General features: G+C 61.4%; 11 protein-coding genes. 9 read left to right on the forward strand and 2 right to left on the reverse strand.

Features of this window, described 5'->3' with window-relative positions; all coding sequences use genetic code 11:
* Positions 1-46 precede the first annotated feature (46 nt).
* Positions 47-3,727: a peptidoglycan-binding protein gene (locus FBZ97_RS24590; protein ID WP_145322401.1), complete on the reverse strand. Its 3,681-nt coding sequence runs from the start codon at positions 3,725-3,727 to the stop codon at positions 47-49.
* A gap of 39 nt (positions 3,728-3,766) precedes the next feature.
* Here FBZ97_RS24590 and FBZ97_RS24595 point away from each other — a divergent pair, with 39 nt between their 5' ends.
* The 4 genes from FBZ97_RS24595 to FBZ97_RS24610 all read left to right on the forward strand — a co-directional run bounded on the left by FBZ97_RS24595 (position 3,767) and on the right by FBZ97_RS24610 (position 9,473).
* Positions 3,767-4,123, forward strand: a complete 357-nt coding sequence (locus FBZ97_RS24595) for a hypothetical protein (RefSeq protein WP_145322403.1) — start codon at positions 3,767-3,769, stop codon at positions 4,121-4,123.
* Positions 4,124-4,208: 85 nt separating this feature from the next.
* Positions 4,209-6,005, forward strand: coding sequence for an acyl-CoA dehydrogenase C-terminal domain-containing protein (locus FBZ97_RS24600; RefSeq protein ID WP_145322405.1), 1,797 nt, complete (start codon positions 4,209-4,211; stop codon positions 6,003-6,005).
* 35 nt (positions 6,006-6,040) lie between these two features.
* On the forward strand, positions 6,041-7,249 hold the full coding sequence (locus FBZ97_RS24605) for an acetyl-CoA C-acetyltransferase (protein WP_113351233.1): 1,209 nt from the start codon (positions 6,041-6,043) through the stop codon (positions 7,247-7,249).
* A 13-nt stretch (positions 7,250-7,262) separates the two neighbouring features.
* A complete protein-coding gene (locus FBZ97_RS24610; protein WP_145322407.1) occupies positions 7,263-9,473 on the forward strand; it encodes a 3-hydroxyacyl-CoA dehydrogenase NAD-binding domain-containing protein in 2,211 nt (736 codons plus the stop codon).
* A gap of 107 nt (positions 9,474-9,580) precedes the next feature.
* On the opposite strand, the gene FBZ97_RS24615 is transcribed toward FBZ97_RS24610, so the two are convergent.
* Entirely contained in the window at positions 9,581-10,792 is a 1,212-nt protein-coding gene (locus FBZ97_RS24615) for an MFS transporter (protein ID WP_145322409.1), read from the reverse strand.
* Between the two features lie 138 nt (positions 10,793-10,930).
* Between FBZ97_RS24615 and FBZ97_RS24620 the strand changes: the two genes are divergently transcribed.
* The 5 genes from FBZ97_RS24620 to galE all read left to right on the forward strand — a co-directional run bounded on the left by FBZ97_RS24620 (position 10,931) and on the right by galE (position 14,943).
* Complete coding sequence (locus tag FBZ97_RS24620; protein ID WP_113390049.1) at positions 10,931-11,497, forward strand: TetR-like C-terminal domain-containing protein; 567 nt, start codon at positions 10,931-10,933, stop codon at positions 11,495-11,497.
* A gap of 13 nt (positions 11,498-11,510) precedes the next feature.
* Positions 11,511-11,717 (forward strand): hypothetical protein, encoded by a 207-nt coding sequence (locus tag FBZ97_RS24625; RefSeq protein ID WP_145322411.1) that lies wholly within the window; start codon positions 11,511-11,513, stop codon positions 11,715-11,717.
* Between the two features lie 30 nt (positions 11,718-11,747).
* A complete protein-coding gene (gene mscL, locus FBZ97_RS24630) occupies positions 11,748-12,173 on the forward strand; it encodes a large conductance mechanosensitive channel protein MscL (RefSeq protein ID WP_145322414.1) in 426 nt (141 codons plus the stop codon).
* Between the two features lie 144 nt (positions 12,174-12,317).
* On the forward strand, positions 12,318-13,484 hold the full coding sequence (locus FBZ97_RS24635) for a pyridoxal phosphate-dependent aminotransferase (protein WP_113351229.1): 1,167 nt from the start codon (positions 12,318-12,320) through the stop codon (positions 13,482-13,484).
* A 421-nt stretch (positions 13,485-13,905) separates the two neighbouring features.
* Positions 13,906-14,943: a UDP-glucose 4-epimerase GalE gene (gene galE / locus FBZ97_RS24640; RefSeq protein ID WP_145322416.1), complete on the forward strand. Its 1,038-nt coding sequence runs from the start codon at positions 13,906-13,908 to the stop codon at positions 14,941-14,943.
* The last annotated feature ends 11 nt before the right edge of the window (positions 14,944-14,954 follow it).

The following is a 14,954-nucleotide window of genomic DNA, read 5'->3' on the forward strand; positions in this document are numbered from 1 at the left end:
CTGACGCCGGCATTTTGGTTGATCGTTTTCGCACGAAAGCCCGAAGCTACTTGTTGCGGGCGAGAAGCTCCTTGACCACCTGATCGGTGACCCGTCCATCCGCCGGCAAGCCGACAGATTTCTGGAAGCTCTTCAGGGCGGCTACCGTCTTGTCTCCCATGGTGCCGTCGGGTGCACCGGCGTCGAAGCCATTCTTGTTGAGGATGGCCTGAATGTTGCGGATCGCCTTCTTCATGTCGATCGAAGCCGTGTTCACGCCCTTGCCGGTGGTCCATTCGTCGGGGATGTCGGTGCCGTTGGCCTTCGGATCGGCCGGCTGCACTTTCCAGAGATCGACCTTGGCACGCGCACTTTCGAGATCGGCCGGTTTCATGGCGTTGGCCACTTCGTCACGCTTCTGGGCAGCGTCCTTGTCGCCGCTCTTTGCGGCGATCGCGAACCATTTGTAGGATTCCTGCAGGTCCTGTTTCACGCCGTTGCCGCGCGCATAGAGGATTGCGAGGTTGAACTGGCTGTCGGAGACGCCGAGGTTGGCGGCGCGGACGAACCAGTTCGCCGCGCTATCATAATCCTGCGGTCCTACTGTGCCCGAGGCGTAGAGAACCGCGAGATTGTGCATGGCGCTGGCATTGCCCTGATTGGCGGCCTGTTCGTAATACTGCTTGGCCTTGACGAGGTCGCGATCGACGCCGTTGCCCTTCTCATACATGCTGGCGAGGCGATATTGGGCCGGGGCATAACCCTTGTCGGCCGAAAGCTGATACCAGGTTGCAGCCTGCTTCATATCGGCAGCAACGCCGCGGCCATCCGTATAGCGTGCGCCGATTTCGAAGAGCGCCACCGGATCGGCCGATTTAGCGGCAGCGACGAGCGATGGCGGCTGGATGCCGTCGGGTACCGCGATTTCCGGCGCTGCCGGCGTGGTGGCGGGAGAGACAGCGGATGTGTTCTCAGTCTGAACGAAGGCGGTGGCCTGCTGTGCAGGTGCGCTGCCGGCAGGAGCCAACTCTTCGCTTGCCGTCTGGTTGCCGTCGAGCGGAGTGGCTGCCGTCAGGTGGTCATTCGCGGGTGCGGCGGGATCGGTGGCCGTGGGTGCAGGCTGGACTTCCGCCGTCTCCGTCGTGGAAGCCGAGGGTGGGACGGCCAGGTTTGCAGCAGGCTGCTGATTGCTGGCGGCCGGGTTGGCATTGGCAGCGACGGTATTGGTCGCGGCACTATCGGCAGGCACGACCATTGTCGATACCTGGGCCGGTGCCGGCGCCTTCTGGCCGCGTGTCAGTGTGTTCGCCAGCGGATAGGCCATGATGGCGAGCATGACTGCGCCCAGTGCAAGGAGGATAGGCCGGCGGAAGCGCGAGAACGCACCGCCCTTCTTGGCGTCCTTCTTGGAAGCAGGAGCAGAGCGCTGCGTCTGATCGACTTCCATGGCCGCGGCCTGCGCGGCGCGGCGGGCGGCCGCGATATAATCGGCCCGTTCGTTCTCGCTCGGCTGGCGGGCGTTCCCGCTGCGCGACGTGTTCTGGCTGGCGCGCACGCGCTCGAGGATCTTCTTGATGTCAGGCGCGCCGGAGCCCGGCTCCAGCAGTTCGTTGGCCTCTTCGCCGGGCATCACGTCGGCGGGATCGATCGACGGCGCCTGCTCGATGACCGGGCGGTCCGGCAGAAAGATCGGTTCGGCCTTTTCCGGCATGAAGAAGCGCTTGCCGAGGCTGGCAAACAGGCTGGTCTTGCCGCTCTTCTTGGCTGCCGCCTTGATTTCAGCCTTTGTGTTGGCGTCGATCGCCTGCGCGACCGCGACTTCGGCTGAAACCGAGGCTTCGGCAGGCGCCATCGTGCGGATGATCGGACCCGCCTTCTGCTGCGCGGCCATTGGCGGCCTCAGCGCCGGAGCATCCTCTTCGGCAAAGACGTCGCTTTCGAATGTCGCGGCCGGCATAGCAGGCGCCGGCTTGCGCTGTTCCATATGATCGAGACGGTCGGCGATCTGCAGCAGCGTATCGTGCAGAGCCTCGAAGGTGCGGTGCGTGCGCTCGTCGCTGGCGCGGCTGAGGTCCTCAAGATGACGAAGGTCTTCGGCAAGTGCCGTCAATGCCGCCATATCGGCCGCCTGTGCACCATGACCCATTCCGCCTTCGCGCGAATAGGCTTCGACGACGGTTTCCGCCGCATGGCGGGCCGCTTCGATGATATATTCGTCGTTGGTCGCCATATAGTCCTCGATCGCGCTCATGCGGCGATCGAAATCCGGAGGCAGATGATCGCCGCCGGCGCGAGGCTCGGCCGTCAGCAATGTCGAGAGATGGGCGATCTGCTCTTCGAGACTGCGCAGCGCCTGCGTATCCGTCGGCGGAGCGGCAGTGCTCGCTTCCAGCCGGGCTGCGATGTCGGAGAGGCGGCCTTCGAGGCGACGCGCCATGCTGTCGTCGAGGCTTGCGGCCGGCGCTGCCGGATGGAAATCGATCTCGTCGATGCGGCGAGCGAGATAATCCAGCCGGTCGGCCAGCGCGTTGCCGACAGACCCATGTTCCAGCGCATCGATCTTATGGGAGATGTCGGCGAGATAGGTGACGAGCTCCGGCTGCGGCGTGGCCTTCTGCGAACGCTCCATCAGATGCGAAAGCTGGTCCAGGCGCTCTTCGAGGCGGGCGACGGCCTTGGCGCTGCCGAGTTCGTCGATGCGCATGGCAAGCGCTTCAAGGCGGCCGGAAAGGTCGTCGGCAGGCTGACGCCGGCCCGCATCGCGGCTCATCATGTCGATCTGGTCGGCAAGGCCGCTGAGGCGGCCTTCCAGCCGCTGCATGGCCTGGTCCTGCGGCTGCATCATCGAGCCGAGGCTTTCCATCGCGGTTGCGATCGTCAGCAGCTTGGTTTCCAGCGCATGCACGGCCGGGCTGTCGTTCATGCCGCCGAGATGCTGCTTGATGTCATCGAGGCGATAGGCCAGCGAGACGAGCTCGTCCTGCAGGCCCGACGTGTCGATCGCCTTCACCTGGCGCTCAACATGGTGAAGCGACTCTTCGCGGGCGAGACCGTCCATGAGCGAACGCAGCTCATCGAATTCCGCTTTCAGTCCGGCAGTCTCCGGCTGACCGGCGAGCTGGTTGATGCTGTCGGCAAGCCTGGCCATGTCCTGGCGGACATCGGCGACGAAATGCTTGTCCTCGGCGTTTTCGCGGATATCGCGGATTTCGGCACGCAAGGCGGTGACTTCGCGGCTCACGCTATCGGCGATGTCGCGCTTCAGATCCTGGCGAAGGTTGACGAGCGCCTGGGCGATATCAACCGGTGCGTCGGCGGCAGCGGCCCGCATCGGCTGGCGCTGGGGATAGCTGTCGATCGGACGTCGTGCCGGCTGCAGTTCTGCATGCGCGATTTCCTCACGCCGTGGCTGCAGACGTTCGCGGTTTGCTTCCAGCGTGCGTTGACGCTGACGGATTTCGGCAAGCGGATCGGAGCGAAGGTCGCTCTCATGGCGTTCGTTGCGCAGCGGGCGCTCGTAAGCGCGGCTGACATATTGTTCGCGTTCGGGGCGGGGCGGCATCCGCTCGGGTGCGGCTCGTTCGGGAGCAGGCGCATAGCCGGCGGTGGCGCGCTGGCGCGTATCGCGCGCGGCGGCGGTTCCCATCAGCCCTTCGATGCGTGCCTCCAGCCCCTCGATTGTGCGGCTCAGAGCATCCAGCGACGTCCAGTCGCCGGTTCCGGTATGATTTGATCGCGATCCGCTCATATCTCTTGCTCGCCTCGAACTGTGGACCACCAGGCTGTCATGCTGACGAAAGAAGACGTTGCTGCATCGCCTTGCTGTCTGCATCCCGCCGTTCGGAAAGGGATAAATCTATTGGCTTTCCTCAAACAGAGCGGCAAAGGCAGCGCGATTTCCAAGCATAAGTTGAAAAAACGCGAAGCACTGCTGCTCAACCCGTACAATTTACGAAACGTGGTAAACAACTCGTTAAGTTTGCCTGATGTCTTAACCTTTTATTTTGGTTCTGCTGTACCGCCGCCTGATATTCTTGCGCTGAGGCAGCACCAGTTTGCTTGGGCAGAGGGGAGGTATCGGCAATATGCGGAATGCTCTTGCTCATCGGCTTCACCAAAATTTCACCGCGAGACACGAATTTGACGTTTACGCAAACGTCAATATTTTGTAAGAGTATGACAGTGGCCGGAATCTCAAGGTCCGGCGGCGAATTGGAGGAATTCGAGAAATGCCAGTCTACAAGGCCCCGGTGAACGATACGCTCTTCGTCCTGAACGATGTGCTTGGGCTGGAGCGCTACAACAATCTTCCGGGTTATGCTGATGCCACGCCTGACATGATCGAAGCGATCGTCGGCGAAGCGGCCAAGATGTCGGAAGAGGTGCTTTTCCCGCTCAATTATTCCGGCGATCAGGAAGGCTGCGTGCGCCATGACGACGGCACCGTCTCCACGCCGAAGGGCTTCAAGGAAGCCTATCGCGCCTATCGCGAAGGCGGCTGGCTGGGTCTCGCCGTGCCGGAAGAATTCGGCGGGCAGGGGCTTCCCTATGTGCTGCACTGCGCCGTCGGCGAATATACCTCTGCCGCCAACATGTCGCTGATGATGTATCCCGGCCTGACGCAGGGCGCGATTGCCGCCATCCTCGTGCATGGCACCGATGCACAGAAGCAGACTTATCTGCCGAAGATGGTCGAGGGCAGCTGGTCCGGCACCATGAACCTCACCGAACCGCATTGCGGCACCGATCTCGGTCTCTTGCGCACCAAGGCGGTGCCACAGCCTGATGGTAGCTACAAGATATCAGGCCAGAAGATCTTCATTTCGGCCGGTGAGCACGACATGACAGACAATATCGTTCATCTCGTCCTTGCCCGCATCGAAGGTGCACCCGAAGGCACCAAGGGCATCTCGCTCTTCGTCGTGCCGAAGTTCCTCGTCAAGGATGATGGTTCGCTCGGCGATCGCAACCCTGTCTCCTGCGGCGCGATCGAGCACAAAATGGGCATCCACGGCAATGCCACTTGCGTCATGAACTATGATGAGGCCACAGGCTTCCTGATCGGTGCGGAGAACAAGGGCCTCAACGCCATGTTCGTGATGATGAACGAGGCTCGCCTCGGCGTCGGCCTGCAGGGTCTCTCCATCGCCGAGATCGCCTATCAGAACGCGGCCAATTATGCCCGCGAGCGCATTCAGGGCCGCTCGCTCTCCGGCCCGAAGGCGCCCGACAAGAAGGCGGACCCGATCATCGTCCATCCGGATATCCGTCGCTCGCTGATGACCATCCGCGCCTTTAACGAGGCGGGCCGCGCCTTCCTGCTCTGGACGGCGCTGAAATCCGATATCGCCCATCGCTCCCCGGACGAGAAGGAACGGCAGGCAGCCGACGATATCCTGGGTCTGGCGACGCCGATCCTGAAGGGCGTCCTGACCGACAAGGGCTTCGAGCATGCCGTCATGGCACAGCAGGTCTTCGGTGGTCACGGCTATATCGAAGAGCATGGCATGAGCCAGTATGTCCGCGATGCACGCATCACCATGATCTATGAAGGCGCCAACGGCATTCAGGCGCTCGATCTCGTCGGCCGCAAGCTGGCGCTGAACGGCGGCCGCGCCGTCATGGCGCTGTTCAAGGAAATCGGCGATTTCTGCGAGGAAAACCGCAACGACGAGCAGATGGCCTTCTTCACCAAGCATCTGAAGAAGGGCTTGAACGATGTACAGGCCGCGACCATGTGGTTCATGCAGAATGCCATGGCCAAGCCCGACAATGCCGGTGCCGGCTCGACCGATTACATGCACCTCTTCGGCCTAGTCGTCCTCGGCTATATGTGGGCGAAGATGGCCAAGGCGGCGCAGGCAGGCCTTGCGGCTGGCGACAGTGCGCGCGAGGATTATCTGAAGAACAAGCTTGTCACGGCGCGGTTCTACATGGAGCGCATCATGCCGGAAACGGCGCTGCGCAAGGCGCGTATCGAAACCGGTGCCGACACGATGATGGAACTGGCGGCGGAAGCCTTTTGATCAAGGCGGCGCCAGCCGCTGCAGGGAGATGAGACATGACCGAGGTTTTCATTTACGACCACGTGCGCACGCCGCGCGGGCGGGGCAAGAAGGATGGGGCGCTGCATGAAGTGCCCTCCGTGCGCCTTGCCGCCAAGACGCTGGAGGCGATCCGCGACCGCAACGGCCTCGATACCGAAACGGTTGACGACATCATTATGGGCTGCGTCGATCCTGTCATGGAAGCAGGCGCCGTTATCCCGAGGGGCGCTGCCTTCGAAGCCGGCTATTCCACCAAGGCGCCTGGCATGCAAATTTCCCGCTTCTGCGCCTCCGGCCTTGATGCCGTGAATTTCGGCGCGGCCAAGATCGCTCAAGGGGCTGATGACATCGTCATCGCCGGCGGCGTCGAAAGCATGTCGCGCGTCGGCTTGGGCATGTCGGGTGGTGCCTGGTTCATGGACCCTTCCGTCAATTTCCCGGCCTATTTCATGCCGCAGGGCGTCTCGGCCGATCTTATCGCCACGAAATACGGCTTCTCCCGCGATGACGTCGATGCCTATGCCGTCGAAAGTCAGAAGCGCGCCGCCAATGCCTGGGAGAAGGGCTACTTCAAGAATTCGGTCATTCCGGTGAAGGACATCAACGGCCTGACCATTCTCGACCGCGATGAGCACATGCGTCCCGGCACCGATATGCAGGCGCTCGCCTCGCTCAATCCGTCCTTCCAGATGCCCGGCGAGATGGGAGGCTTCGAAGCCGTCGGCATCCAGGCGCATCCGGAAGTCGAGCGCATCAACTACGTCCATCACGCCGGCAACTCCTCCGGGATCGTCGATGGTGCTGCCGCCGTTCTGCTCGGCTCCAAGGCGGGCGGTGAAAGCATGGGGCTGAAGCCGCGTGGCCGTATCAAGGCCTTCGCCAATATCGGCTCCGACCCGGCGCTCATGCTGACAGGCCCGGTCGACGTCACCGAAAAACTCCTGAAGCGCAGCGGCTTGACGCTTGCCGACATCGATCTTTTCGAACTGAATGAAGCCTTTGCCGCCGTCGTGCTGCGCTACATGCAAGCCTTCGATATCGAGCATGACAAGATCAACGTCAATGGCGGCGCCATCGCCATGGGCCATCCGCTCGGCGCCACCGGCGCGATGATCCTCGGCACCGTGCTGGATGAGCTGGAACGCCGCGACCTCAACACGGCGCTGGTTACGCTCTGCATCGGTGCCGGTATGGGCACGGCCACGATCATCGAACGCGTCTGAGGAGGGGAAACCAATGGCTTACACGAATTTCACCGTCGAAACCGACGCAGACGGCATAGCCCTCGTTACCTGGGACATGCCCGGCAAGTCCATGAACGTCTTCACCGCCGAGGTCTTGGAAGAGCTGAACGCCATCATCGATGCCACTGTTGCCGATGCGGCCGTCAAGGGCGTGGTCTTCACCTCAGGCAAATCCTCCTTCTCCGGCGGCGCCGATCTCTCGATGATCAAGTCGATGTTTTCCTTCTATCAGGAGGAAAAGGCGAAGGACCCGGCCGCTGCCACACAGAAGCTCTTCGATCTCGTCGGGCGCATGACGGGCCTGTTCCGCAAGCTCGAAACCTGCGGCAAGCCCTGGGTTTCGGCCATCAACGGCACCTGCATGGGCGGCGCTTTCGAGCTGTCGCTCGCCTGCCACGGCCGTGTTGCGTCGAGCGCCAAGAGCGTCAAGATTGCGCTGCCCGAGGTCAAGGTCGGCATCTTCCCCGGCGCCGGCGGCACGCAGCGCATCTCGCGCCTGACGGATGCACAATCGGCGCTGCAGATGATGACGACGGGCCAGTCGCTGACGGCGGCGCGCGCCAAGGCGATGAACCTCGTGCATCAGGTGGTCGAGCCGGATCAGCTGATCCCGGCCGCCAAGCAGATGATCAAGGATGGCTTGAAGCCCGTCGCCCCCTGGGACGAAAAGGGCTTCAAGGCACCGGGCGGCGGCATCTGGACGCCGGCCGCGGCCCAGCTCTGGCCGGCAGCCCCGGCCATCCTGCGTCGCGAGACATCGGGCAATTATCCGGCAGCGCTCGCCATCCTCAAATGCGTCTATGAAGGCCTGCAGGTTCCCTTCGATACCGGCCTGAAGATCGAGCAGCGCTATTTCACCCATGTGCTGCAGACCACCGAAGCCTATTCGATGATCCGCTCGCTGTTCATCTCCATGCAGGAACTCGGCAAGGGCGCCCGCCGCCCGGCCGGCCAGCCGAAGACGGAGCTGAAGAAGGTCGGCGTCGTCGGCGCCGGCTTCATGGGCGCGTCCATCGCCTATGTCACGGCTGCCGCCGGCATCCCGGTCACGCTTATCGACCGCGATATCGAAGCCGCAACCAAGGGCAAGGGCGTCGGCGAGGGGCTGGTCAAGGACTCGATCGGTAAGGGAAGGTTGACGCAGGACGAAGGCGCAGCTCTGCTCTCGCGCATCACGCCGTCGGCCGATTACGCCGATCTCAAGGATGCCGATCTCGTCATCGAAGCCGTGTTCGAGGATCGCGACGTCAAGAAGGCCGTTATCGAGGCCGTCGAAGCCGTGCTGCCGGCCGGCGCCGTCTTTGCCTCCAACACCTCGACGCTGCCGATCACCGGCCTTGCGAAGAATTCCAAGGGCCCGGTCGATTTCATCGGCGTCCACTTCTTCTCGCCGGTCGAGAAGATGATGCTGACCGAAGTCATCCTCGGCAAGGAAACCGGCGACCATGCGCTGGCGGTTGCGCTCGACTATGTCGCCGCCATCAAGAAGACGCCGATCGTCGTCAATGATACCCGTGGCTTCTTCGTCAATCGCTGCGTCTTCCGCTATATCCACGAAGCCTATGACATGCTGATCGAAGGCGTGCCCGCAGCCATGATCGAGAATGCCGCCAAGATGGCTGGTATGCCTGTCGGGCCTCTGGCGCTGAACGATGAAGTCGCTATCGATCTGTCCTACAAGATCCTGAAGGCGACGGTTGCCGATCTCGGCGAGAAAGCCGTCGACCCGCGTCACATGCAGCTGATCAGCGGTCTCGTCGAAGGCGAGGGTCGTTTAGGCCGGAAGAACTCCAGGGGCTTCTACGATTACCCGCCGAAGCCGGCGAAGAAGTCGCTCTGGCCAGGCCTCAAGGATCTCTATCCGCAGAAGAAGGCCGATGAGATCGATGTCAACGTGCTGAAGCAGCGCTTCCTCGTCACGATCGCGCTGGAAGCTGCCCGCACCATCGAGGAAGGCATCGTCACCGACCCGCGCGAGGCCGATGTCGGCTCCATCCTCGGCTTCGGCTTCGCGCCCTATACCGGCGGTGCGCTGTCCTACATCGATGGCATGGGTGTGAAGGCTTTCGTGGAGCTCTGCGAAAAGCTGGCGGCCCCCTACGGCCCGCATTTCCAGCCCACAGCGCTTCTGAAGGATATGGCCGCAAAGGGCGAGACCTTCTACGGCCGCTTCGATCCCTATGGCGCCAAGAAGGCGGCCTGAACCGGAGAGCTATTGCTCGCGACAAATCATGGGCCGCCCCTGTCAGGAGCGGCCCTTTTTTGTTGATTGGTTCAGCCTAGATCAATGGCGAGTACGTAAGATTTTGCTTACGCGTTGCTCAATGGCTTCTCTTGCCCCGCCCTCAGCGCAACGACGCCCCAGCCGATGAGTAGAAGGATCGCCGCCGCATAGATATCGGCAGCCTCGGCAAAGCCGAGCGCTTTCGACAGGAAGCCGGCGAGGATGGCAGGGACGCTGAAGGCGAGGTAGCTCTGGATGTAGAAGGCGGAGAGCAGCCCGGCGCGTTCGTCGGGCTTTGCCAGTGGCATGATGCTTCTGACCGTGCCGAGGAAAACCGCCCCAAAGCCCGAGCCGGCAATCACAGTTCCCAGGGCGAGGATCGACACTTCAGCCGCATGCATGCCGGCGATGATGGTCAGTATGCCGAGGCACATGGTTGGTATGCCGAACTTCATGATCGCGGCGGCGGATCGCTTACGCAACAGGAACACCGCGGCCGCACCGCTGATCGTCAATGCTCCGACTACAGAACCGCCGACCAGCGGCGCCGTGCTGCCGGTCGTGGCGCTGACCAGCGAGGGCACCAGCGACAGATAGAAGCCGGCGAGCGCCCAGACGGCGATATTGATCGGCGTCAGCGCCAGCAGCGTCCGCCGCGCCTGCTGGGGAACGGCGACTTCCGGCTTCAGCGATGCGAGCACACCGGCGCGTCTGTTCGTAGTCTCCGGCATCAGCCATAGCAGCGCGGCTTGCAGCGCCAGCAGGGCAAGCGTGACGATATAGACAAGCACGGTCGGGGCCGGCGCGAATTGGATCAGCAGGCTCGTACCGATCGCGCCGATCGCCATGCCCACAAGCGGGGCAAGGCTGTTGGTGATCGATCCTCTGATCGGATCGAGATCGACAAGCGCGGCACCGACGGAACTGACGGCAGTGCCCGTCGCGAAGCCCTGCACGATGCGGGCGGCAATTAGCCAATCCGAACCCCTGGCCATTAAAAACAATACTATCGCCACCATATTGAGGAGGATCGAAGCAAAGATCACAGGCCGACGGTCGAGATGGTCGGAGATCGAGCCGACGATGAGGAGCGCGGCGAGAAGGGAGAAGGCATAGACGGCAAAGATCACCGTAAGCAGCACCGGCGAGAAGGCAAAGACCTGCTGATAAAGGCGGTAGAGAGGCGTCGGTACGGACGAGGCAGCCAAAAACAGCGCGCTGGTTGCGGCATAATAGAAAGGCGCCAGGCGTCTGGCTGGTGAAATCGGAGCGCTGCCGGTGGAATCGAGTTCGGTCATCGACTATATCCTACCTAAAGCTAAAAGATTGCGTTAGACGCATATAGGGCGCCTGATGTATAAAAACAAATAATTTGCGTTAGTGAATGTCCACGGATCATTCACGATCCGCAAAACGGGAAAAATTGGCAAGGGCTTATGGGCTACAGAGAAAATCCCCGCCCCGGCGGGCGCAGCGCCAGAGTGCAAGCGGCCGTGCATCAATCCGTCCGCGACATGCTGGCGACGATGGATCGCGCCGAGGTGACGATCCCGCTGATCGCGCAGCGCGCCAATGTCACGCCGTCGACGATCTACCGCCGCTGGGGCGACCTTCAAAAGCTTCTGGCGGATGTTGCCGCCTCACGCCTGCAGCCTGAAGGCGAGCCCGCTAGGATTGGCAGCGCCCGGGAGGACCTGGAGGCCTGGGTCGAGCAATATGCCGATGAAATGGCCTCGGGAGTCGGACGGCAACTGCTGCGCGATGTTCTCGCGGTACCCGATAGCGCAAATGCGGAAAAATGCTGCACCTATACACGCTGCCAACTAAGCGTATTTATTGCGCGGGCGGAGGCGGCTGGCGAGCCTTTTCCGACTTTGGTGGAACTGATGGATCACGTCATCTCGCCGATCATCTATCGCATTCTCTTCGACCAGGCGCCCGGTCCTGACTACGTTCGCAAGCTCGTCGCGAAGGTGATGCGGGAGAGTGCCGTCAGCGCTTGAAGCGCGGCCGACTATGCCGAACGACTCACCCGAGATCCCCGATGTACATCCAGGGGCCTCGGCTTGGTTGCTCGCAACTGACGAACAAGCTGCCGAATATATGCTCTCTAAAGTTGCTAATGTGGTGAAATTATCATGGGATATGCATGCCTGGACATGGCTCCTGATCAATTTGCTGTTGAAAAATAAGGAAAAAGATGGTGCTAATTATCATCAGTGAATTCAACGGCAACGCGAAGGGGACTGCTCAATGCTAAATGAATTCAAGGCATTTATCGCCCGCGGCAATGTCATGGATCTCGCAGTCGGCGTGATCATCGGCGGCGCTTTCGGCGGCATCGTGAAATCGCTGGTTGACGATATCATCATGCCGATCGTCGGCGCGATTTTCGGCGGCTTCGATTTTTCCAATTACTTCATCGGCCTTTCCTCGGCGGTCAACGCGCCGACGCTGGCAGCCGCCCGTGCCCAGGGGGCGGTCTTCGCCTACGGCAACTTCATCACCGTCCTCATCAACTTCCTCATCCTCGCCTGGATCATCTTCCTGATGGTCAAGGGCGTGAACACGCTACGTGCCCAGCTCGAGCGCAAGGAAGAGAAGATTGCCGAGGCAGCTCCGCCGCCGGCCGACGTTCAGTTGCTCACCGAAATCCGCGATCTTCTCGCCAAGCGCTGACGGGCTTGCTTCAACCTCTTTCAAAGCCCCGGTTTCCGGAAGGATCGGGGCTTTATTCATCACCAAAATCGATCGGTCACTAAGGCAAAGTCATGGGATTTGTCCGCCGCTCTGCTTTATGAAGGCAGAAACCGGAGACTTTGCATGTCGATACTAGATAGCCTCAGCCCACGCGCGCTCGCAGCACCCGAAAGCGGGATCGTGGAAGTTGTCAACTATGCCCGCGGCCGTGAGGGCCTGTTGCCACTTTGGGTCGGTGAGGGCGATCTGCCGACGCCGGATTTCATCAACCGCGCCGCCATGGCCTCGCTCAACGCCGGCGAAACCTTTTACACTTGGCAGCGCGGTATTCCCGAGCTGCGTCAGGCGCTCGCCGATTATTATGGCCGGCATTTCGGCACCTCGCTGCCGATGGAGAATTTCTATGTCGTCGGCTCCGGCATGCAGGCGATCCAGCTGTCCGTGCAGGCGATCACCGCTCCCGGCGACGAGATGGTCTATCTGTCGCCCGCCTGGCCGAACATTGCTGCGGCGCTCGAGATCGCAGGCGCCCGTTCCGTCGCCGTACCCTTACAGTTTGAGCACGGCAAATGGTCGCTCGATCTCAACCGGCTGGAAGGGGCGATTACGCCGAAGACCAAGGGCCTCTTCATCAATACCCCGTCCAACCCCACAGGCTGGACGGCGACCCATCAAGATCTTCGCGATATCCTCGCTCTGGCGCGCAAGCATGATCTCTGGATCATGGCCGATGAAATCTACGCGCTCTATTACTATGCGGGCGGCCGCGCGCCGAGTTTCCTGGATGTCAAGGAAGCCGACGACAAGATTCTCTTCGTCAATTCTTTCTCGAAGAACTGGTCGATGACCGGCTGGCGTGTCGGCTGGATCGTCGCACCGGCCGAGCTCGGGCAGGTGATCGAAAACCTCGTGCAATATTCGACTTCCGGCGTCGCGCAGTTCATGCAGAGAGGCGCGGTTGCAGCGCTGAACGAGGGCGATGATTTCGTTCGCTCCAATATCGAAAAGGCCACCCGCTCGCGCGACATCCTCTGCGACGCGCTGATCGCCACCAATCGCGTGCAGACGCTGAAGCCGGATGGCGCGCTCTATTCCTTCCTCAGGATCGACGGCGTCACCGACAGCCGCAAGGCCGCCATTGACATCGTCGATAAGACCGGCGTCGGCCTGGCGCCCGGAACGGCCTTCGGTTTGGGCGGAGAGCTGTTCATGCGCGCCTGCTTCCTGCGCGATCCGGTGCAGGTGGCGGATGCTGCGGAACGGTTGAGCCGGTATATTTTGAGTTTGTAGGTACGATCTGTGTGCTGCGGCCGACAGCGTTTGATTTGGCTGGTCCCGATACCCCCCTCTGTCGCTTTCGCGACATCTCCCCCACAAGGGGGGAGATTGGAAACTCGCGGCAGCTTCTCACACCCAAGAACATCATATCTGCTGAAGCCGAAACTTCATTGTTTTGGTGAAGGGGGGCAGCAACCTCCCAACGATCTCCCCCCTTGTGGGGGAGATGTCACGAAGTGACAGAGGGGGGTATGCACTCTCCGATATATGCGAGGCCTGCCGTCGCACACCCAATCCATAAAATCCAATCAAACTGCGAAAGCCCCCTCTAACCATTCCCGCAATCTTTCCCGCCCCACCTCCGGCTTTTAATCAATTTCGCAGGGGAAGCGGCCTCATATATCGCCGATAAGACTTGGCGGGGACGCGAAGAATGACTGTCTTGGTGACGGGCGGAGCCGGCTATATCGGCAGCCACATGGTCTGGAGATTGCTTGACGCAGGCGAGAACGTTGTTGTTCTCGATTGCCTTTCCACAGGCTTTCGCTGGGCAGTGCCCCCCGCGGCCCGCTTCTATCTCGGCGATGTCGCTGACGAGGCGCTGCTCAAAGCGATTTTCGCCGAGAACGATATAGAAGCCATCATCCATTTCGCTGGCTCTGCCGTCGTGCCGATGTCGATCGAGGACCCTCTTGCCTATTACGAAAACAACACCGGCAAGACCCGCGCCCTGATGAGCGCCGCCGTCAGGGCCGGCATCCGCTATTTCGTCTTTTCGTCCACCGCTGCCGTCTATGGTCAGCAGCCCGCGGATCGACCGGTTAGCGAAGATGTGCCGTTGCGGCCTGAATCCCCCTATGGTCAATCCAAGCTCATGTCCGAGCTGATGCTGCGCGATGCCGCCGCGGCCTATGATTTCCGCTATGTGGCGCTGCGTTATTTCAATGTCGCCGGCGCTGATCCTGGGGGAAGGGCTGGTCAGTCCACTGATGGTGCCACCCATCTCATCAAGGTCGCCTGCGAGGCGGCCCTCGGCCGCCGCCGTCAGGTGGATATCTACGGCACGGATTACGCGACACATGACGGCACCGGCGTGCGCGACTACATCCACGTGAGCGATCTTGTTGAGGCGCATCTCGTGGCCTTGCGCCATCTGCGCGATGGCGGCCGCTCGCTGGTTGCCAATTGCGGCTATGGCCACGGTTACTCCGTGCTTGACGTGCTCAACATGGTCATGCGCATCCACGGGCGTTCCTTCCGCATCCATATTGCTCCGCGCCGGCCTGGCGATATGGCGAGCATTGTTGCAGACGCGACGCTCGCTCGTCGCGAACTGGGCTGGGTTCCAAAACACGACAGCCTGGAAGCGATCGTACGTTCGTCGCTGGATTGGGAGCTTCGCCTCGTCGAGCGGGCGAGCTTCGATGCCGCCGGGCTCGGCAAGATCTATGCTGCCCCGAGCACGCTATAGCCTGAAGCGAT

This window comes from Rhizobium sp. ERR 942, assembly GCF_007828395.1.
GTDB classification, from domain to species: Bacteria; Pseudomonadota; Alphaproteobacteria; order Rhizobiales; family Rhizobiaceae; genus Rhizobium; species Rhizobium dioscoreae.

Coding starts and splice junctions, on each gene's coding strand:
- FBZ97_RS24590 (WP_145322401.1), bottom strand. CDS start 3,727: ATGAGCGGATCGCGATCAAATCATACCGGAACCGGCGACTGGACGTCG.
- FBZ97_RS24595 (WP_145322403.1), top strand. CDS start 3,767: ATGCTGACGAAAGAAGACGTTGCTGCATCGCCTTGCTGTCTGCATCCC.
- FBZ97_RS24600 (WP_145322405.1), top strand. CDS start 4,209: ATGCCAGTCTACAAGGCCCCGGTGAACGATACGCTCTTCGTCCTGAAC.
- FBZ97_RS24605 (WP_113351233.1), top strand. CDS start 6,041: ATGACCGAGGTTTTCATTTACGACCACGTGCGCACGCCGCGCGGGCGG.
- FBZ97_RS24610 (WP_145322407.1), top strand. CDS start 7,263: ATGGCTTACACGAATTTCACCGTCGAAACCGACGCAGACGGCATAGCC.
- FBZ97_RS24615 (WP_145322409.1), bottom strand. CDS start 10,792: ATGACCGAACTCGATTCCACCGGCAGCGCTCCGATTTCACCAGCCAGA.
- FBZ97_RS24620 (WP_113390049.1), top strand. CDS start 10,931: ATGGGCTACAGAGAAAATCCCCGCCCCGGCGGGCGCAGCGCCAGAGTG.
- FBZ97_RS24625 (WP_145322411.1), top strand. CDS start 11,511: ATGCCGAACGACTCACCCGAGATCCCCGATGTACATCCAGGGGCCTCG.
- mscL (WP_145322414.1), top strand. CDS start 11,748: ATGCTAAATGAATTCAAGGCATTTATCGCCCGCGGCAATGTCATGGAT.
- FBZ97_RS24635 (WP_113351229.1), top strand. CDS start 12,318: ATGTCGATACTAGATAGCCTCAGCCCACGCGCGCTCGCAGCACCCGAA.
- galE (WP_145322416.1), top strand. CDS start 13,906: ATGACTGTCTTGGTGACGGGCGGAGCCGGCTATATCGGCAGCCACATG.